This is a genomic window from Kordiimonas marina (genome assembly GCF_023006325.1).
Classification (GTDB): Bacteria; Pseudomonadota; Alphaproteobacteria; order Sphingomonadales; family Kordiimonadaceae; genus Kordiimonas; species Kordiimonas marina.
Genome location: NZ_JAINDF010000002.1, coordinates 261,167 through 280,930 on the forward strand (window position 1 = coordinate 261,167; position 19,764 = coordinate 280,930).

General features: G+C 61.9%; 20 protein-coding genes. 13 read left to right on the top strand and 7 right to left on the bottom strand.

The window, feature by feature from the left end; all coding sequences use genetic code 11:
• Positions 1-85 precede the first annotated feature (85 nt).
• From K6118_RS04325 to pdxR, 3 genes are all read right to left on the bottom strand, one after another.
• Positions 86-868 carry a hypothetical protein gene (locus K6118_RS04325; RefSeq protein ID WP_247118990.1) on the bottom strand — a complete coding sequence of 261 codons (783 nt, stop codon included), beginning with the start codon at positions 866-868 and terminating at the stop codon, positions 86-88.
• Positions 852-1,601 (bottom strand): carbonic anhydrase, encoded by a 750-nt coding sequence (locus tag K6118_RS04330; RefSeq protein ID WP_247118991.1) that lies wholly within the window; start codon positions 1,599-1,601, stop codon positions 852-854. Before K6118_RS04330 ends, K6118_RS04325 begins: the two co-directional genes overlap by 17 nt.
• A 69-nt stretch (positions 1,602-1,670) precedes the next feature.
• Positions 1,671-3,086, bottom strand: a complete 1,416-nt coding sequence (pdxR, locus tag K6118_RS04335; RefSeq protein WP_247118992.1) for a MocR-like pyridoxine biosynthesis transcription factor PdxR — start codon at positions 3,084-3,086, stop codon at positions 1,671-1,673.
• A 107-nt stretch (positions 3,087-3,193) separates the two neighbouring features.
• On the opposite strand from pdxR, the gene K6118_RS04340 reads away from it, so the two are divergent.
• A complete protein-coding gene (locus tag K6118_RS04340) occupies positions 3,194-3,856 on the top strand; it encodes a pyridoxamine 5'-phosphate oxidase family protein (protein ID WP_247118993.1) in 663 nt (220 codons plus the stop codon).
• Between the two features lie 352 nt (positions 3,857-4,208).
• Here K6118_RS04340 and K6118_RS04345 read toward each other — a convergent pair whose 3' ends face one another.
• A complete protein-coding gene (locus tag K6118_RS04345; protein WP_247118994.1) occupies positions 4,209-5,168 on the bottom strand; it encodes a DMT family transporter in 960 nt (319 codons plus the stop codon).
• A gap of 146 nt (positions 5,169-5,314) precedes the next feature.
• On the opposite strand from K6118_RS04345, the gene K6118_RS04350 reads away from it, so the two are divergent.
• On the top strand, positions 5,315-5,785 hold the full coding sequence (locus tag K6118_RS04350) for an Lrp/AsnC family transcriptional regulator (protein WP_247118995.1): 471 nt from the start codon (positions 5,315-5,317) through the stop codon (positions 5,783-5,785).
• 9 nt (positions 5,786-5,794) lie between these two features.
• Here the strand turns inward: K6118_RS04350 and K6118_RS17295 are convergent, their stop codons facing one another.
• Together K6118_RS17295 and K6118_RS04360 are read right to left on the bottom strand one after the other, a co-directional pair.
• On the bottom strand, positions 5,795-6,310 hold the full coding sequence (locus K6118_RS17295; RefSeq protein ID WP_281500581.1) for a J domain-containing protein: 516 nt from the start codon (positions 6,308-6,310) through the stop codon (positions 5,795-5,797).
• 136 nt (positions 6,311-6,446) lie between these two features.
• On the bottom strand, positions 6,447-6,830 hold the full coding sequence (locus tag K6118_RS04360; protein WP_247118996.1) for a VOC family protein: 384 nt from the start codon (positions 6,828-6,830) through the stop codon (positions 6,447-6,449).
• A 164-nt stretch (positions 6,831-6,994) separates the two neighbouring features.
• On the opposite strand from K6118_RS04360, the gene K6118_RS04365 reads away from it, so the two are divergent.
• Together K6118_RS04365 and K6118_RS04370 are read left to right on the top strand one after the other, a co-directional pair.
• Positions 6,995-7,666: a DNA-3-methyladenine glycosylase I gene (locus K6118_RS04365; RefSeq protein WP_247118997.1), complete on the top strand. Its 672-nt coding sequence runs from the start codon at positions 6,995-6,997 to the stop codon at positions 7,664-7,666.
• A 105-nt stretch (positions 7,667-7,771) separates the two neighbouring features.
• Positions 7,772-8,209 (top strand): tellurite resistance TerB family protein, encoded by a 438-nt coding sequence (locus K6118_RS04370; RefSeq protein WP_247118998.1) that lies wholly within the window; start codon positions 7,772-7,774, stop codon positions 8,207-8,209.
• A gap of 62 nt (positions 8,210-8,271) precedes the next feature.
• Here K6118_RS04370 and K6118_RS04375 read toward each other — a convergent pair whose 3' ends face one another.
• On the bottom strand, positions 8,272-9,966 hold the full coding sequence (locus tag K6118_RS04375) for a phosphoenolpyruvate carboxykinase (RefSeq protein ID WP_425531540.1): 1,695 nt from the start codon (positions 9,964-9,966) through the stop codon (positions 8,272-8,274).
• 256 nt (positions 9,967-10,222) lie between these two features.
• Between K6118_RS04375 and K6118_RS04380 the strand changes: the two genes are divergently transcribed.
• From K6118_RS04380 to K6118_RS04420, 9 genes are all read left to right on the top strand, one after another.
• Entirely contained in the window at positions 10,223-10,933 is a 711-nt protein-coding gene (locus K6118_RS04380; RefSeq protein ID WP_247119000.1) for a response regulator transcription factor, read from the top strand.
• A complete protein-coding gene (locus tag K6118_RS04385; protein ID WP_247119001.1) occupies positions 10,902-12,602 on the top strand; it encodes a stimulus-sensing domain-containing protein in 1,701 nt (566 codons plus the stop codon). The genes K6118_RS04380 and K6118_RS04385 overlap by 32 nt, the downstream gene beginning before the upstream one ends.
• A gap of 3 nt (positions 12,603-12,605) precedes the next feature.
• Entirely contained in the window at positions 12,606-13,070 is a 465-nt protein-coding gene (locus K6118_RS04390) for an HPr kinase/phosphorylase (RefSeq protein WP_247119002.1), read from the top strand.
• A complete protein-coding gene (gene rapZ / locus K6118_RS04395; RefSeq protein ID WP_247119003.1) occupies positions 13,048-13,956 on the top strand; it encodes an RNase adapter RapZ in 909 nt (302 codons plus the stop codon). Before K6118_RS04390 ends, rapZ begins: the two co-directional genes overlap by 23 nt.
• Before the next feature lie 32 nt (positions 13,957-13,988).
• A complete protein-coding gene (locus tag K6118_RS04400) occupies positions 13,989-14,387 on the top strand; it encodes a PTS sugar transporter subunit IIA (RefSeq protein WP_247119004.1) in 399 nt (132 codons plus the stop codon).
• A 12-nt stretch (positions 14,388-14,399) separates the two neighbouring features.
• Positions 14,400-14,681 carry an HPr family phosphocarrier protein gene (locus tag K6118_RS04405; protein ID WP_247119005.1) on the top strand — a complete coding sequence of 94 codons (282 nt, stop codon included), beginning with the start codon at positions 14,400-14,402 and terminating at the stop codon, positions 14,679-14,681.
• 105 nt (positions 14,682-14,786) lie between these two features.
• Positions 14,787-16,073, top strand: a complete 1,287-nt coding sequence (gene ahcY, locus K6118_RS04410; protein WP_247119006.1) for an adenosylhomocysteinase — start codon at positions 14,787-14,789, stop codon at positions 16,071-16,073.
• Between the two features lie 24 nt (positions 16,074-16,097).
• Positions 16,098-17,267 carry a methionine adenosyltransferase gene (gene metK, locus K6118_RS04415; RefSeq protein ID WP_247119007.1) on the top strand — a complete coding sequence of 390 codons (1,170 nt, stop codon included), beginning with the start codon at positions 16,098-16,100 and terminating at the stop codon, positions 17,265-17,267.
• A gap of 130 nt (positions 17,268-17,397) precedes the next feature.
• Positions 17,398-19,758, top strand: coding sequence for a sensor histidine kinase (locus K6118_RS04420; protein WP_247119008.1), 2,361 nt, complete (start codon positions 17,398-17,400; stop codon positions 19,756-19,758).
• Positions 19,759-19,764: the final 6 nt, after the last annotated feature.

The following is a 19,764-nucleotide window of genomic DNA, read 5'->3' on the forward strand; positions in this document are numbered from 1 at the left end:
TGTGAATCGGGCGCCATCATAGGACCACGAAAGCGGCTCGGCCACCTGAAAATGGAGGGGCTCCGGCGGGAGGGGCCGGTCGCGGCTATTTCTGGGTATCGAGGACCGCGCAATATTGGCCTTGGGCCTTGATGCTTTGGCACAGGTTCTCGGCTTCCTGGTGGTCGTTGAGCCGGACACCAAGCCTGACGGCGAAGCCATGCACGTCCACTTCCCACTGGTCCAGGATACCGGCGAGCGCGGGGAACATTTTCTCCAGCGTCGGCTTGTTTGCTTTCGCGTGCTCCAGCGACCGGTAGGAGGCCAGATGCACGAACCAGCGCCCAAGCGGGGACTGGGACGCGGGCCGCGTCACCGTCATGGCGTGGCTGCTCGTGTGCCGGACCGTGGCCCGGTGGCTGCTGGTCATGCTGCTCATCGACGGCAGGCCGTTCCCAAGCGTGGGCATGGGTGCGGCCGCGACATCCATGGCCTGAAGCTGCTGGGCGATCATCGCCAGGTGGCGTCCGGCTTCATCGCTGATCGTGCCGTTGGCCAGATAGTCGTTGCCGCAGCGCAGGGAAACATTGCCCTGATAGCCGGCATTCATCAGCTCGGCATACAGCTTGCGGGCGACGATCGGCTGGCCGCCGGTTTCATAGGCCAGCGCCTTATAGAACTGGTCGGACGGGGCCGCGAGCGGCTCGGAGGACAGGATCTTGATGGCATCGTCTGCCCGGCCTTCGCACAAAGCGGACTGGACCGCGGGCGATGCCGCACGGGTCGGGCCTGGCCCCATGGCGCTGGGAGACGGGCCGCCGACGCAGGCCGCCAGCATGGCGAGGGGCACAAGGCCCAGGACGGCTTTAAGCTTAGTGAGGCTGCGCATCGAGGATGATCCGGTTGTTGCGGGGCTGCTGGTTGCGGGCGTTTTCCCCCATGATCGACTTGATGGCGTTGATCTGTTTGGCGGAAAACTCGATCGGGGTCTTCAGCACGTACCAGTTGACGCCCTCGGTACAGGGCGGTGTGGTCAGCGACCCCATATAGCGGTAATAGGTCTTGTTGTTCGGCATCAGGTCGCGGGCATTGATCTTGATGTTGGGCAGGTCGATGGCCTGGTCCGGTTCGATCGGCAGGTTGGGCCAGATCTCCTCGGCGGCGAGGTTTTCTTTGCCTTCGCGGACAAGAACCGCGACCACAGCGAGGCTGCCGTCCTTGGCCTGATGAACGAAATGAATTTCCATCGGAAACTTGAGGCCGACGACCGTATGCTCAGCCGGGGTATGGAAATGGAAGCTCTTGAGCTCGTAGCGCTTGTTGCCGACGTCCAGCCAGCTGCCGCTCGGATAGCTCATGACAATGGTATGGCGGTTGTTCTTCAGAACCAGGGGCGCGACCTGATAGTCGGTCTTCAGCTGGTGCAGGATCGCGGGCTCCGTGCCTTCGATATTGATGGGCGATTGCATGGCCCCGCCGTCGCACGTGGCATAGGCGGGGGACAGGCTACCCCAGGCCTTCTGGCCGTTGCTGCCTGAATAGCTCCAGCTGGTGTCGGCGGATGCCGCGGTCGATACAGCCATGACGCCGGCCAGGAACGCCAGCGAAAATTTCCCAAACATATGCAAGTCTCCCTGTGTCGCCCCCTTGTAGGGAGGCGTCCGCGCAAGGCTACTATGCCGGGCGGCCGATTAAAAGCCTGTTTCTTGGCGGATGGCGCTGGCCAAGTTCTTGAGCCGGTTATCGATTTCACCGTCCGGCATATTGGCGAAGCCGAAGAGAAGCCCATGTCGGGGCGTGGCTTCCCGGTAGGTGGCGGACAGGGGCACGGCGCCGATACCAGCTTTATGGGCCAGGGGCGCCAGCTGTGTATCAGGTATATGGGCCAAGGCCGGGCGCCGGAACGCCGTGACATGCAGGCCGGCATCGGTGTTATCAAACTCGAAATAGGCGCCCAGATGTGCGGCAGCCTTCTGGAACAGCGCGAGCCGGTGCCGGTGCACAGTGCGCAGGTTCCTGAGGTGGCGGGCGAAATGGCCTTCCTCAATAAAGCGGGTCAGTTGAAGCTGCGGGCCGATTGCGGGGAAGCCCTCGGTCGCGGCGCGGTGGCGTACCACGCGCTCCACCAGCTCATGCGGCAGCACCAGGTAACCGAGCCTCAGCGCGATATAAAGCGCCTTCGAGAAGCTGCCGCCATAGATCACGCGCTGGCCGCCATCCAGCCCTTGCAGGGAGCTCACCGGCCGTCCGGCATAGCGGAATTCGCTGTCGTAATCGTCCTCCAGGATCAGCGCGCCGGTCCGGGCCGCCCAATCGAGAAGCTCCAGCCGCCTTTTAAGCGGCATGGTCTGCCCCAGCGGATACTGGCGGGAGGGGCTGACCACCAGAAGACCCGCCGCACCCTCCGGCACCATGGCACCGTCCGCATCGACGCCCGTGTGTCGCTTGGGGTGGGGCAGCGTGGAGACCGCGGCGCTCAGGCCCGGATAGCCCGGGTCTTCCAGAACAAGGGCCCGGTCCGCGGGCACCACGCTTTCCGCCAAAAGCCTCAGCCCCGGTTGCACGCCGGAGATGATGATGATCTGGTCCGGGTCCGCCACCACCCCGCGGGCGGCATGGAGGTAGGTGGCGATCGCCGAACGGAGCGGGCGATACCCGGCCGGGTCCATATGCTGCAGATGCTCCTTGGTGGCATGACGCCAGACACTGCCGCCGATCCGCGCCCACAGCGCGGTGGGGAAGGCATCAAGCGCGGGCATGCCGGCAAGCGGCCGGTTGGGCGTGAAACGCTGGTCCCGGACCGGAGTGTCGGCGGATGGGGCCAATTGCAGATACTGGTCCGGCAGGTCGGCGGTGATGAAGGTGCCTGCCCCTTGCCGGGTTTCCAGGTAGCCTTCGGCGATCAACTGGTCATAGGCTGCCAGCACGGTATTGCGGGAAAGGGAGAGCCGCGTGGCCAGGGCCCGGCTTGCTGGCAGGCGTTCGCCCGCGCTCAATTGGCCCTTCAGCACCGCATGCCGCAGCAATTGGGCCAGCTGTTCGTTAAGCGGGGTATCGCCGTCAGCGTCCAGCCCGGGAGTGAGGAGTGACGCAACCATATCCTTCATGGAATTGGACCTGTAAATTTTACAATATTGGACCTTTTGACAGGTTCAATTATGCACCAGTCTGGCCCTCAAGCATAGAGCTTCTGAAACGGATGAAGGCCAGATATATGAGTGATTTTGTAAGGCATGACCGCAACCGCGTCCGGCGCGGCCACAAGCGCGCGACCTACGACCGGGACACGGTCTATGCCATTTTGGACAGCCACTTCCTGTGCCATGTCGGCTTCGAGATGGATGGCCAGCCCCATATCATCCCGACCAGCCATTGGCGGGAAGGCAACCGGCTTTACTGGCACGGCTCGTCCGCCAGCCGGATGATCCGGCACCTGGCGGCGGGCAACCCGGCGTGCGTGACCGTGACCCAGCTTGACGGGCTGGTGCTGGCGCGTTCGGCCTTCTCCACCAGCGTCAATTACCGCTCCGCCGTCTGCTACGGCACGCCCGGGCTTGTGGAAGACGACGCCGAGTTCGACCGCCAGATGAAACTGTTCTTCGACCGGCTCGCCCCCGGGCGCTGGGAGCAGCTACGGCCCATGACGGATCAGGAGCGCAAGGCCACCTCCATGCTGGTGATGGAAATCGACGATGCTGCCGCCAAGGTGCGCGCGACCGGCCCGGGGGATGGCGAGGAGGCGGACTGGCCCGTCTGGGCGGGGCATGTGCCCCTCCATACGGTCCAGTCCGTTCCCGTCCCGGCACCGGAAGGCGCCCGCGCACCGCTTGATCATCCATTGATGCCCGCTTACGGCTGGCGTGCTGAAACCGCCTGACTGAAAGCGCGTCTCATGCTATAACGCTTCCCCGGCCATAGGGGCCGGATGACCGCAAAGGAGAAGCGACATGGGCAAGACGTCCAGCCGCGTCACCGTGCGGAACCCGGTGGTGAAAGCCGCCGCAGTCCTCCGCAAGGGTGGCGCACACGGTAAAAGCCGCAAGGCGATGCGCCGAGATGACAAAGTGAAACTGAAACGGGAGACCGAGCGTGAAAGCTGGCCTCCCGTTTTTCATTTATGGGGGATAAAAGAGCCCGGCCCAAAAAAGAACCCGGAAAGATGCCGGGGAGGCGTCTGTCCGGGTCAGGGGGAGAGCCCTCTGGGGTGAGAGCTATGGAGGTCCGTTAGATCATTGCGGTTGGTCGGTCTCAGTGCACAGCACGGGGGTCATCGGGCGGTTCCTGCTGGTCCGGCGTTTGAGGGCGGCGAAGGCGCTGCGGACGTTCAGGCCAAGGGCCGTGACCATGCCGGTAAAGATGAAGGCGAGGCCCAGCCATTCTGCCGGTCCTGGGTGCGCGCCGAGGATCAGGATGCTGAGGACAAGGCTGACCGCCGGTGTGGCCGTATTCAGAACCGAAGCCCGGCCCGTGCCGAGGGTGGCGATGGCGCGGCCGAACAGCAGCACGGCGACGATGGAGGACACCACACCCTGCCAAACGGCCTGAAGGACAAGCTCCTTCGTGGGGAGCGCCATCAGCGCGGGCCAGTGGGCCACCAGGACAGGCAGCAAAAGAATAGCGGAGATGAGCGAGATACGGGCCGTCGCAGTCCGCGCATTGACCTGCCACTTCTTGAGCATCAAGCCGAAGCTGGCCCACATCAGGCCACCCATGAGGAACAACAGGTCACCCCGAAGGGATGTTCCATGATCGGCCGCACTGAGGGCGAGCCCGCCGATGCCTGCGAGGATGAACAAAGCACCAAGCGCCCTGTTGCGGCTAATCCTGTCACCCAGGATAAAGTGCCCGCCGATCAGGCTGAAGACCATCACAGCGGATGGGATCAGGAGCCCGGCATGGGCGGCGGGGGCATAGGTCAGCCCTTCCGCGACCGTAAGCGTATAGCCCGCGCCCGCAGCGGCCGTCATCGCCAGTGCCTGACCCCAGTCCTTGAGCCGCATGGGTCCGCGAAACGCGAACGGCAGCAGGATCAGCCCGGCAACGGTGAAACGGAGCAGCACGATCATGAGAGGCGAGAAATCGCCCGTGACACCAAGGGCGGTGACGATGGGCCAGCCGCCCCAGATGATGGCGGCACCGAGCCCGGCGGCGAGGCCGGTTTTCATGTCTTTGGAGGTGACGTTGGACATTTTTGTCTCCTTGCTGTCGGAAACAAAAATATAGGTGGCCGTGCGTGTTGATTCTTCGCAAAGACATCGGATATGTGATAAAAATATATGAAAAATTCACCATGTAAGGTGAAAAAAATAATCAATAGCCAAAATGGAAAGAATTAATGACTGAGCACGATAGTTTTGATATCAAGATCATGAATTGCTTGCAGGAAAACAGCCGCCAGACCGCTGAGGTGATCGCAGCAAAGGTCGGACTGTCGCCTGCCGCGACCCAGCGCCGGATCAAGGCGCTTCGGGATAATGGCACCATCCGCAAGGAAGTGGCGATCCTGTGCCCGGATGCCCTTGGCGGCCGGACGACTTTGATCGTGCAGGTGAATTTCTCCTGCGGGGGTGAAACCTCGATCGAAACCTTCAAGCAGCAGATGCTTCAGGTGCCGGAGGTTCAGCAGTGCTATTATGTCACCGGAGAGTTCGATTTCATCCTGGTCATGACGGTGAAGGATATGAAGGATTATGACCGCATCACGCGGAAATGGTTTTTCAAGAACCCGGCGATCGGCCGTTTCCAGACCATCGTCGCCATCGATACCTACAAGCAGGGTTTCAACATACCACTGAATGCGGCGTGAGGCTGGGCCTCAGGCGGATTTGTCCTTGAGGAGGTCGTAAGCCATCTGGATCGCGTGGAAGCGTTCGGCGGCGGCCGGGTCCCCCCGGTTGGCGTCCGGGTGGTAAAGCTTGGCAAGCTTGCGGTACTGGCTTTTGACCGCATCGGCACCGGCGCCGGGGTCCAGTTCCAGCGCGTCATAGGCGGCATGCTCGTTCGCGGTGAAACCGTCCTCCCCCACAGCGCCGCCCCATTCGAAGGTGCGGGCGCTGGCGAATGCGTCGGACGACTCGCTCGCGTCATTCATGTGGCGGCGGGCTTCTTCGTCGCTCATGCCGGCGAAGAAATCCCAGTTTTTGTTATATTCCGCGGCGTGCGGACGGCAGAAATACCAGCGTTCGCGCGTGCCGGGGGATTTGGGAGCCGGATGGTCGCCGCGTTCGGTGCAGCCGGAATAGTCGCACATGCGAACGGGCTCGGCGTCCGTGTTGCGGCCGTATTCGCCCCAGCGGGGAAATCCAAAGCTTTTGATATGGTCGTTTGCCATAGCGCTCAGTATATCAGGTCCGGATTAAAATTTTGCTAGCCGGGCGGACAGTCCACCTCGGCGCGGGGCAATGGTTTAGCGCACGCTTAGGGTCGCTGTCCATGACTGACTTTTCTGGCCCTGCGGGCGCTTTGGATCAGTCCTTCAGCCGCCAGGGCGGATAGCGCCGGTTTTCGCCCGCATGATACAGGCAGAGGCGGTTGCCCGCGGGGTCCCGCAGATAGGCTTCCCGCCACAGCCAGCGCTGGTCGGTCGGCTGGGCCTCGAAACGGATGCCCTCGGCTTCGAGGCGCTTCACCTCGGCGTCGACGTCCGGCACTTCGAAATAGACGAGGCCGGTGCCAGTATTGGTGCTGTCACCCTCAACCTTATGGAGGGAGAAGGTGGCCTTGCCGTTCGGCAGCTCGAACCGGGCATAATGGTCGTTCGAATGCACGATCAGCCTCAGGCCCAGGGTGCGGTAGAAAGCGATGCTGGCATCCAGGTCGGTGGCACCGAGCGTGACTTGGTTCAGGTCCATGCTGTCATCCTTCAAGGCTTATTTGTAAATAATTTTCTTTATAAATAAGCGCGTGCGCGCGAAATGCAAGCGGCCAGCCCGGGCAACAGTGCCCTTGTCCCAAACCGGTCCCGGCGCTAGCATCGCGCGCATACAAGAATATAAGCGGCGTGGAGGAGCATGAGATGCGCACATTCGATGAAATCTGGGCCATCGCGGCGGAGCGTAAGGGTGGGGACGCCGCCGTGGAAGCGCTGATGCCGGAGCTCAGGACGGCAGATGAAATCCGTGCGCTTAGCGACGACCGCGTGCTCGCCACCATGGCGCGGGTGGTGTTCAATTCCGGCTTCAACTGGAAAGTCATCGACAAGAAATGGCCGGGGTTCGAGGAAGCCTTCGAAGGCTTCGTGCCTGTGCGCTGGAAATTCATGTCCGACGACGACCAGGACAGCCTCCTGAAGGATACCCGCATCGTCCGCCACGGCGCCAAGATATTGTCGGTCCGGGACAATGCCATTCTGGTCTGCGACCTGGAGGACGAGTATGGCAGCGCGGCCGGTGCCATCGCCGATTGGCCGGTGACGGACCAGGCCGGACTTCTTGAAATGCTGAAGAAACGCGGCAGCCGCCTCGGCGGCCACACCGGGCAGTATTTCCTGCGCTTTCTAGGTAAGGACGGTTATGTGATGTCGAAGGATGTGGTCGCCGCGCTCGTGCGTGAAGGCGTGGTGGAAAAGGAACCCACCTCCAAGGCGGCGTGGAAAGCCGTGCAGGATGCGTTCAATACCTGGGCCGCGCAGTCCGGCCGCCCGGTCGCGCATATCTCCCGCACGCTCGCGCTGTCGGTTGGTGTTTGAGCCGCGCTTTATCGCGCCGGGAATGCATTTTGCCGCGTGGGGGCTTCGGTCCGGCGCTGTGGTCTGCTACAAGACAAGTTACGAAGAATAAGAAACGGATATCCGATGTTTGACCGTGTAAGTCACCTTCTTGGTCTCAAGCCCAAACACCATTCCCACCATGACGGCCTCGCGCTCGCGACCGCCGCCCTTCTCGTGCAGGTCTCCAAGGCTGACGGCGACTTCTCCGCCGATGAACGCGCGCTGCTTCTCGGCTGCCTTGAGGACCAGTTCAATCTGGAATCCGATATCGCCGACGAAATTCTCGCCCGGGCCGAGCGCGAACAGGATGACGCCGCCAGCCTCTATGTCTTTACCCGTGCGGTCACGCGGGAGCTGGACCAGGATGGCCGGCAGGAGATCGTGCGGCTTCTGTGGCGTGTCGCCTTCGCCGACAACCAGATCGACAATTTCGAAGAAAACGCCCTCGCCAAAATCGCCGGCCTCCTCGGCGTCACCGCCCACGACCGCATCCGCCTCAAGCACGAGGTGATGGCGGAATAGGCAAAGAAAAACGCGGAGAGTTGAGCCCTCCGCGTTTTCTGCATTCCGGAATTTGAACCGTTTTATGCCACTTTGGGCGCAGCGGCCATTACAGCGTCGTCGACATGGTCGGCGAACGTGTCGAAATTCTCGATGAACAGACCCACAAGATGCTGGGCCTTGGCGTCGTACGCGTCCTTGTCCGCCCAGGTTTCGCGCGGGTTCAGGATCGTCGCATCCACGCCGGCGACTTCTTCGGGGACTTCGAAGCCGAAGTGCGGGTCGATGCGCATGGGCGCGCTGTTCAGGCTGCCGTCGAGGGCGGCGTGCAACAGCGCACGGGTCGCCTTGATCGGCATCCGGCTGCCAACGCCGTAGACACCACCGGTCCAGCCGGTGTTGACGAGCCAGCAGTTGACGCTGCCTTCCGCGATCTTCTTGCGGAGCAGGTCGCCATAGACGCTCGGGTGCCGGGGCATGAACGGGGCGCCGAAGCAGGTCGAAAAGGTCGCCTGCGGCTCCTTCACGCCGATTTCGGTGCCGGCCACTTTGGCGGTGTAGCCCGAAAGGAAGTGGTACATGGCTTGCTCAGGCGTCAGCCGGGCGATCGGCGGCATCACGCCGAAGGCGTCGGCGGTCAGCATGATGATGTTCTTCGGCTTGCCGCCACGGTTTTCTTCCGAGGTGTTCGGAATGAAATGGATCGGGTAAGCGCCGCGGGTGTTCTCGGCCAGCGTGGCGTCGTCCAGGTCCAGTTCGCGGGTCATCTCGTCCATCACCACGTTTTCAAGCACGGTGCCGTAGCGTTTGGTGGTGGCGTGGATTTCCGGCTCGGCTTCTTCCGACAGGCGGATCATCTTGGCGTAGCAGCCGCCTTCGAAGTTGAAGACGCTGTCGTCCGACCAGCCGTGCTCGTCATCACCGATCAGCGTACGGGAGCTGTCCGCCGAAAGCGTGGTCTTGCCGGTGCCGGAAAGGCCGAAGAAGATGGCGACGTCGCCTTCCGGGCCGATGTTGGCGGAGCAGTGCATCGGCATGATGCCCTTCTCAGGCAGCAGATAGTTGAGGATCGAGAAGACCGATTTCTTGTTCTCGCCGGCGTAGGACGTGCCGCCGATCAGCACCAGCCCGCGCTTGAAGTTGACGGCGATCACGGTTTCCGAATTGGTGCCCATGGTCGCGGGGTCGGCTTTGAAGCTCGGCAGGTTGATGATGGTGAACTGCGGCGCCATGGTCGCCAGTTCGTCTTCGGTCGGGCGGACAAGCAGCGTGCGGCAGAAAAGGCTGTGCCAGGCCAGCTCACCGACGGTGCGGACGGCAACCCGGTGCTCGGGGTCGGAACCGCCCCACAGGTCCTGCACGAAAACGTCCTTATCCTGCATGTGGGCAAGGAAGGCCTGATAGATGGTCTCGAATTGCTCCGGGCTCATGGGCTGGTTGGTCTTGCCCCACCAGACCGTGTCTTCGGTGGTTTCGTCGCGGACAGTGAATTTGTCCTTGGCCGCGCGGCCGGTGTGCTTGCCGGTCTTGACCACGAGCGGGCCGTGCTTGGCCATCTGGCCCTCGCCGCGGCGAATCGCTTCTTCATAAAGGTGGGGAGTATCGAGATTCCAGTATTGATTAGCGGTGCCGGTAATACCCTGGTCTTCCAGGCCGACACTGCTCAGACGGGCGCCAAAGACTTGCAACGTCTTGTCCTCCAAGTGATAGTTAGGGGCGGCTTTGCGTGTGGCTTGCAAAGCATTAAGCGCCGGGCCCTGCCTGCCGCTAAAAAGCATCTGGGGTCCGGTCATATTGTTGCCCGGTCGAGCGATCGGGAATGACGGCTAAATTTGCGGAAATGGCCCCCAAAATCAACTTGATTCTGACCGTAAATCAATTGATAGCGCTGTCATTTCAGGGACTTATGAAATTCTCTATAAAGCAGGGGGCCTTACGGTTGCCGTGCCGCGGCCACGATTTTGTCGCAAATGCTTCTTAACCGTGGCAATGAGGTGGTTTAAGGTACAGAACAACGAGGTAGAGGGGAGCCCCATGACAGCAACGATCGCCCTGGTGGATGACGACCGGAATATCCTGACGTCGGTGACGATGGCGCTGGAGGCCGAAGGCTTCCGTGTGCGCACGTACCCTGACGGACAGAAAGCGTGGGATGCGCTTCAAGGCAACCCCGCAGACCTTGCCGTCATCGATATCAAGATGCCCCGCATGGACGGGATGGAGCTTTTGCGCAAGCTGCGTGAAATCACCGACATGCCGGTAATTTTCCTGACCTCCAAGGATGAGGAGATCGACCAGCTTCTCGGCCTCCGGATGGGCGCGGATGATTATATCGGCAAGCCCTTCTCCCAGCGGCTGCTGATCGAACGGATCCGGGCTTTGCTGCGCCGTGTCGAAATGAACAAGCGCGCGCCGGAAGCGACCCCGACTGAGGAGGTGGAGGAAATCCTGATGCGCGGCAAGCTGGTCCTGGACCCGCTTCGCCACCGTGTCACCTGGGACGGCAAGGACGTGACGCTGACGGTGACTGAGTTCCTGATCCTGCAGACGCTGGCACTCCACCCCGGTCACGTCAAAAGCCGGGACCAGTTGATGGACGCGGCCTATACCGACGACGTCTATGTGGACGATCGGACGATCGACAGCCACATCAAGCGCCTGCGCAAGAAGTTCCGCGCGGTCGCCGAGGATTTCACCGCCATCGAAACCCTCTATGGTGTCGGTTACCGTTACCGAGACGCCTGAGCCCGTGAAAGACACCCCGACAAGCGACCGGTCTTCCTCCTCCTTGTCTGAGGGGAGCGCGTCTGCCAACCAGCCGCGCCATTATACCCGCGGCCTGTCGCCCTTGATGATCCGCATCATGGCGATCAACGCCATCGCGCTTCTGATCCTGGTGGGCGGGGTGCTTTACCTCAATCAGTTTCGCCAGAACCTGATCCATGCCCGGGTTGAGGAACTGACGGTACAGGCCGAGATTATCGCAGGCGCCCTCGGTGAAGCGGCGGCAGGCGGGCCGGAAGCGACCGAGATCGACCTTGCCCCCGCGCGCCAGATCATCACCCGTCTCGTCGGGCCCACCGACAACCGGGCGCGCCTGTTCGCGAACGACGGCCGCATGATCGCCGACAGCCGCTTTCTCGCGGGCGACAAGCGCCTGATTGAGGAGGAGCTGCCCCGGCTCGATTCCGAACCGAGCCTCAGGGACGACATCAGCGAAACGCTGCACCGGTTCCTCGACAGCATCAGCCGCAAGATAGACGCGCCCGAAAATGTCGACCGCCCCGGCATGCGCGCGGAGGATTTCATCGAGGTCCAGTCAGCGCTGGCAGGCGCGCTTTCGGTTCAGCTCAGGAAGCGGGAGGACGGCAAGCTTGTCATCAATATCGCGGCACCCGTGCAGCGGTTCCGCCGCGTCCTCGGGGCACTGCTGCTGACCGCGCAGACCGAAGATATCGACGCCATTGTCCGCGCCGAACAGATGGTCACCCTGAAGGTCTTCTTCGGGGCGCTTGGGGTGACGATCCTCCTGTCCTTCTTCCTGGGACGCACGCTTGTGCGGCCGGTCCGGGTGCTGGCACGCGCGGCTGAACGCGTCCGCCGCGGGATCGGGCGGGAGGAAAGCATTCCGGAATTCGCCGAACGGCTGGATGAGATCGGCGACCTGTCCCGCTCGCTCAGTGACATGACACGCGCGCTCTACCGCCAGATCGACGCGGTTGAACAGTTTGCGGCCGATGTCGCCCACGAAATCAAGAACCCGCTGTCGTCGATGCGGAGCGCGCTCGATACCCTGCCGCTTGCCACCAAGCCCGAGCAGCGGGACAAGCTGTTTGCCATCCTGCAGGAGGATGTGAAGCGTATCGACAGGCTGATCACCGACATTTCCGATGCCTCGCGCCTGGATGCCGAACTGACAAGGGGGGAGGCCGAGACGATCGACCTCGGCTATATGCTGTCGGTTTTGGTGGATGCCTACCGCACCACGCAGTTGCCGGAGGGGATCAGCCTTCAGTTCGAAGAAGGCGTGCCCGGCGTCTATATGGTCCGGGGGATCGAGGCGCGGCTTGGCCAGGTCTGGCGCAATTTCATCGATAATGCCGTCAGCTTCAGCCCCGATGGCGGCACCGTGAGCGTGACCCTCGCCATCCGGGAAGGCTTCGTTGTACTGGCGGTGGAAGATGACGGCCCGGGCCTGCCTGAGGGGTCTGAAGAAAAAGTGTTCAGGCGCTTCTATTCCGAACGGCCGGAAACCGAAGCCTTCGGCGGTCATTCCGGGCTTGGGCTCGCCATTTCCAAACAGGTGATTGAAGCCCATGGCGGCTGGATCATGGCTGAAAACCGGCTGGATGAGGACGGCAATGTCTTGGGCGCGCGTTTCATGACCGGCTTGCCGGTTGCGGCGGAGGACTAAGCCATGTCCGGCCTGCCCTCCCTTCATGGCACTGTGATTGCGCGCTCTGGCGCGGGCATCCTGCTGATCGGCCCGTCGGGCGCGGGCAAGTCCGACCTGGCGCTCAGGCTGATCGACCGTGGCGCGCAGCTGGTTGCGGATGACCAGGTGCTGGTTGAGGTGCGGGACGGCCTTATCCATGCCACGCCGCCTGCGCGGTTGGCGGGGCTGATGGAGATCCGGGGGCTCGGTATCGTGCCCATGCCCTATGTTCATGATATCCCGCTCTCCCTGGTGGTTGAGCTAGCCGCCGCTTCCGATGTGCCCCGCCTGCCTGAAAAGCAACAGTTCAGCCTTTGTGGGGTCGATCTGCCGCTTGTACGGTTGAATGCGTTTGAAGTTTCCACCCCGAATAAAATAGAGTTGGCGCTCACCCACCCTGAATGGATTGCAAGTGAGGGCGACAATGACCGAGACACCGATAGCTGACCCGGCTGAAGACGGCAGGCGCCAGCTTGTGATCGTCACGGGGCTTTCGGGCGCGGGCAAATCCTCCGCGCTCAATGCGTTCGAGGATATCGGCTACCAGGTTATCGACAATCTGCCGCTGACGCTTCTGTCCGACCTTCTGAACGAAATGATGACCGGTGACGACAGGCGGCCGATCGCGGTCGGGATCGATTCCCGCACCCTGCATTTCTCGCCTGGCCAGTTTACCGAAGCCGTTCAGGGCCTGAGGACACGCCCGGACATTCATCTGCATGTGCTGTTCATGGATGCGGCCGACGATGTGCTGATGAAGCGCTTTTCGGAAACCCGCCGGGTGCATCCGCTGGGGGAGGGCAAGCTGCTCAGGGCAGCCATACGCCAGGAGCGGGACCTGATGGCGGCGATCCGCCCGGTGATTGACGGCCTTATCGACACCAGCACGCGCACGGGGGCGGAAACCCGCCGGGTGGTCCTCAGCCGGTTTGCCGCGCACCAGTCCCCCGATATGATCGTCACCTTCATGTCGTTCGGATTCGCGAATGGCGTGCCCCGGGACGCCGATCTGGTCTTTGATGTGCGCTTTCTCAGGAACCCGCATTATGTGCCTGACTTGAAGCCGCTCACGGGCAGGGAAGAGGCTGTCGCCAACTATGTGCGCGCCGATGAAGCCTTCGGTCCCTTTGTCGATAAGGTCACGGACCTTCTCGGCTTTTTGCTGCCGCGCTACCAGGCGGAGGGAAAATCATACCTGACGCTTGCTTTTGGCTGCACGGGCGGCAAACATCGGTCTGTAACGATGGTCGAAACCCTTGCCCCGCAAATGGCGCTGGACGGGTTGGCCGTCAACCTGTACCACAGGGAGCTTAGCGGTGACGAAGGCCGCTGAAGGGGTCTGATGCTGAGGGAGAGACGACTAAGATGATTGGCATGGTGTTGGTAACGCACGGCCGGCTGGCGGAAGAATTCGTCGCAGCGACCGAACATGTCGTTGGCGGGCAGGATCAGATCCGGGCGATTTGTATCGGCCCCGATGACGATATGGAACGCCGCCGCCGTGAAATCATGGATGCCGTCAATGAGGTCGACAGCGGCCAGGGCGTCGTGCTGCTGACCGACATGTTCGGCGGCACACCCTCAAACCTCGCCATTTCGCTTCTGGAAAAGGACCGGGTCGAGGTCATCGCCGGGATCAACCTGCCGATGCTGATCAAGCTTGCCAGCGTCCGCCAGGGCGCCACGCTGCCTGAAGCGGTTGAAGCCGCCAAGGAAGCCGGGATCAAATATATCAATGTCGCCAGCCAGGTGCTTGGGGGCTGATGGCGGCGCGGTATGAGTGACAGTAGCTTTTCCCGTGATGTAACCATCGTCAACACCCGTGGCCTTCATGCCCGCGCCTCCGCCCGGTTCGCCCGCGAGGCAGGCACCTTCGATGCCATCGTCCATGTCGCCAAGGACGGTACCCAAGTGGTCGGCACGTCGATCATGGGGCTGATGATGCTGGGGGCGGCAAAGGGCGAAACCATCATCATCTCCACCGAAGGACCCGCCGCCGGGGACGCGCTCGACGCCTTGTGCGCGCTCGTTTCCGACAGGTTCGGGGAAGAAGACTAGGCTTCAGCAACGCCTTCCCTTGTCTATATAAAGAAATCTTTATCTTACGTTTGATGCCTGCTATAAGGGCCGCTAAAGGTACCTATAGTATAAGCAGGATGTCTCATGACCGATTATAAAGTAGCCGATATTTCGCTGGCCGACTGGGGGCGGAAAGAAATCAACATCGCTGAAACCGAGATGCCGGGCCTGATGGCTCTCCGTGAAGAATTCGGCGAAGAGCAGCCGCTCAAGGGCGCCCGTATTGCTGGCTGCCTGCATATGACCATCCAGACTGCGGTTCTGATCGAAACGCTGACGGCGCTTGGCGCTGAAGTGCGCTGGTCCAGCTGCAACATCTTCTCGACCCAGGATCATGCCGCGGCCGCGATTGCCGCGACCGGCGTGCCTGTCTTCGCCTGGAAGGGTGAGACCGAGGAAGAGTTCGACTGGTGTATCCATCAGACCATCAAAGGCCCGGACGGCTGGGTCCCGAACATGATCCTCGATGATGGCGGCGACCTCACGGTCATGATGCACAATGATTATCCCGAGCTGATGGACGGCGTGAAGGGTATCTCGGAAGAGACCACCACCGGTGTGATGCGTCTTTACGAAATGGCCAAGGAAGGCCGCCTGTCTGTACCGGCCATCAACGTCAACGACAGCGTGACCAAGTCCAAGTTCGACAACCTTTATGGCTGCCGCGAAAGCCTGGTCGACGGCGTCAAGCGCGCGACCGACGTGATGATTGCCGGTAAGGTTGCTGTGGTCTGTGGCTACGGTGACGTGGGCAAGGGCTCGGCCGAATCGCTCCGGAGCCAGGGCGCGCGCGTCATGGTCACTGAAATCGACCCCATCTGCGCGCTGCAGGCCGCGATGGAAGGCTATGAAGTTACCACGATGGAAGACGCCGCGGCGCAGGGCGATATCTTCGTCACCTGTACCGGCAACAAGGACGTCATCACGCTCGACCATATGCGCGAGATGAAAGACCGTGCCATCGTCTGCAACATCGGCCACTTCGACAGCGAGATCCAGATCGCGTCGCTTTCCAACTACAAATGGGAAGAAGTGAAGCCGCAGGTCGATGAAGTCATCTTCCCGGACGGCAAGCGCCTGATCGTGCTCGCCAAGGGCCGCCTCGTGAACCTCGGCTGCGCCACCGGCCACCCGAGCTTCGTGATGTCCGCCAGCTTCACCAACCAGGTGCTGGCGCAGATCGAGCTGTGGCACAACCACGCGAACTACGACAAGAACGTCTATGTGCTGCCGAAGCACCTGGATGAGAAAGTGGCGACGCTGCACCTGGGCAAACTGGGCGCGAAGCTGACCCAGCTTTCCGCTGAGCAGGCCAAATATCTCGGCCTCAAGGTCGAAGGCCCGTTCAAGCCTGATCATTACCGTTACTAATTCAGTCCTTCGGAGGGCAGCCGTATGAAAGACTATCTCTTCACCAGTGAATCGGTATCCGAAGGCCACCCGGATAAGGTGGCCGACCGGATTTCCGACAGCATTGTCGACCTGTATCTGGGGGCAATGCCGGAAGCCCGTGTGGCGGCCGAAACAATGGTTACCACCAACCGGATTATCGTGGCTGGTGAAGTGCGCGGGCCCGACAGCGTCACTCATGACGATATCGAGCGCGTTGCCCGTCAGGCCGTGCGCGATATCGGCTACGAGCAGGAAGGCTTCCACTGGAAGACAGCGGATTTCCAGAATTACCTGCACGAACAGTCGGCTGACATTGCCATGGGCGTTGACGCCGCGGGCAACAAGGATGAAGGCGCTGGCGACCAGGGCATCATGTTCGGCTATGCCTGTGACGAGACCGAAAGCTACATGCCGGCCCCGATCGACTATGCGCACCGTATCCTGAAATCGATGGCCGAAGCCCGTCATTCGGGTACGGCGCCGATGCTGGAGCCGGATGCCAAAAGCCAGGTGACCCTCCGCTATGTGAACGGCCGCCCGGTTGGTGCCACCAGCGTTGTGGTCTCGACCCAGCATAACGCCGCCATCAGCCAGGATGACCTGAAGGAACTGGTGCGCGGGCATGTTGAAGGCGTCCTGCCTGAAGGTTGGATGTGCCCCGAGGATGAGTTCTATGTGAACCCGACGGGCCAGTTCATCATCGGCGGGCCGGACGGTGACGCGGGCCTCACGGGCCGCAAGATCATCGTCGACACCTACGGCGGGGCTGCCCCGCATGGTGGCGGTGCCTTCTCCGGTAAGGACCCGACCAAGGTTGACCGCTCGGCCGCTTATGCCGCGCGCTACCTTGCCAAGAACGTTGTGGCGGCGGGGATCAGCTCCAACTGCACCATCCAGCTTGCTTACGCCATCGGCGTTTCCAAGCCGCTCGCGGTCTATGTCGACCTCTGGGGCGGTGAGCATAATATCGATCCGGCGCGTCTGTCGGACGTGTTGCAGCAGATGGTGAACCTGAGCCCGCGTGGCATCCGGGAGCATCTTCAGCTCAACAAGCCGATCTATACCCGCACCTCGTCCTACGGTCACTTCGGCCGCAAGCCGACCGACGATGGCGGCTTTTCGTGGGAAAAGCTCGATCTTGTCGACGCGCTCAAGGCGGAGTTCGGCCTGTAAGCTGCTGGCCGCTTGAAAACAAAAGCATACCTTGTCTAGCCCGGCCCTGCCGGGCTAAACTTTTTCCTGACATTTTCCTGGCCATTTAGCAGGCCATCTATCTGGCCGCTTCGGGGGAGACACACGGCAGGTGACGGTGGATATAGGCGTTCATCCTTGGTACTGGATCGCCGCGGTGCTGGCTGCGGTCGCCTGGGCGTCGCTCGGCCTCTATGCGCTTTGGCGCGCGGGCCGGATGACCGACCGGGCGCAGGGCCTGCAGGACTTGGCCGATTTCCTCGATTCCATGATCCGCACCGACCATCGGCATCCGATCTGGCTGTGGCCGGACGGGCGGCTTCAGGCTGACGCCGGCACGCTGATGCTGGTGGGGCGTCCGTCGGCTGCCACCCTGGATGACCTGGCGGACAGCGGCGGCCTGCCCGCAAGCACGGTGGCGGAAATACGCACCGGGCTCGACAAGGGCGGCGATGTGCCCACCCCGTTGGTGATCGACCGGGGACAAGGCCGTCCGCGTCTGATCGTCGACCTCCAGTGGCTGCCGGTCGGTGACGCGCGCTGGCCCAGCTGCATCCTGTGGCTGGAAGAAAGCCTGGAACGCCCGGCAAGCGCGGGCCGCCAGGGCGTACGGGCGCTGGAGCTCAGGCTCAAGGAACTGACGCGCGTCTTCAACAGCGTGCCGTTCCCGGTGTGGGTGCGCGGCCCAAATTATGAACTGGTTGAGGTCAACCAGGCTTATGTCGATGCAGTCGATGGCGATAGTGTCGCCGATGTGGTTGGCCGTGGCCTGGAGCTGTTCGACCGTGGCAGCCTAAGCGCCGCCCGCAAGGCGCGGGAGGAAGGCACCCGCGTGCGGGAGCGCCGCTTTGGCGTGATCGACGGCCAGCGCCGCGCCTTTTCGCTGACCAACCTGCCCCTGAAGGACGGCACCATCATGGGCATCGCGGTCGATGTCACCGGTGAGGAAGAAGCGCTGAATGAGCTGAGCCGTGTGCTCGAAGCCCAGTCGGAGACGCTCAACCGGCTCAGAAGCCCAGTGGCGATTTTCGGACCGGGCCAGACGCTCCGCTTCTACAACAGCGCCTTCGCCCGCCTGTCGCACCTGTCCGAGGACATGCTGTCCTCCGAAATCCGCCATAGTGAGCTTCTGGATGCCATGCGTGAGAAGCGCCGCCTGCCTGAACAGGCCGATTTCTCCGCCTGGAAGAAAAGCGTGCTCAGGCACTATACCTCGCTTCTGGAGCCCTATGAGGAAATGTGGCACCTGCCGGACGGCACCGCCCACCGTGTTGTCACCCAGCCGCATCCCTTGGGTGGTCTCCTGATTCTGTTCGAGGATGTCACCGACAAGCTGGCGCTTGAACGCTCCTACAACACGCTGATCGCCGTGCAGCAGGAAACCCTGGATAACATGCGCGAAAGTATCGCGGTGTTCGGCTCCAACGGGCGGCTGCAGCTGTCGAACCCGGCCTTCCAAAGCCTGTGGCGGTTGGATGATGATGCGCTTGACGGCAACCCGCACCTGTCGGAGCTGGTGAAAAGCCTGGACCTCAAACCGGCCCCGAAGGTCGGGAAAGGCCAGCCGGATTTCAAAAAGAACCTGGCAAGCTGGGTTGCTGCCCGCAAACACAAGACCGGCCGCTGGTACCGGGGCGACGGTCTGGTGATCGACTATACCATCGTGCCCCTGCCTGATGGCGGCGTCATGCTGACCCAAAGCGACGTGACCGACAGTTTCAAGGTCGAACAGGCCCTGCGTGAACGTTCCCACGCGCTTGAAGCCGCCGACAAGCTCAAGAGCGAGTTCATCACCAACATGTCCTACGAACTCAGGACACCGCTCAACTCCATCATCGGCTTTACCGAGCTTCTGGACCAGAAAATCTTCGGGGACCTCAACGACCAGCAAAGCAGTTATGTGAAGGACATCCTGTCCGCCGCGGGTACGCTCAAGGACCTGGTGGCAGACGTGCTTGACCTCGCCGTCATCGAAGCCGGCGAAGCCCGGGTGGAACTGGGCGAGGTAGATGTCGAAGCCGCGCTCAAGGAAGCGGCGACCCTGGCACAGGAACTCGCCCGCAAGGTCGATGTGTCCTTGAAGGTCAGCTGCCCTGTCCCGACCGGACTTGTGGAGGCGGACGAGCGCAGGCTTCGGCAGGCTTTCTACAATATGGTCTCCTCCATGCTGAATTTCGCGCGCTACGGCGGCGAATTGGACATCACGCTCACCGGCCGGAAGAAAGATGTCACGGTGACGATTTCGAACGCCGATTCGGGCCTGACCCCGCGGGAACGCGACCGTCTTGTCGAAACCGTCGCCATGGGCGCGAGCCCCGGCGGGCGGCGGGCGACCGGTCTTGATTTGGCGCTGGTGCGCAGTATTGTGGGCCTCCATCATGGCAGCCTGGTGCTCGACCCGTTTGAAAGCGAAGGCCTGCTTCTCAGCCTCACCCTGCCGCGGCATCACCCCGCTGGCAAAGAACCGAAGTAACCGCCT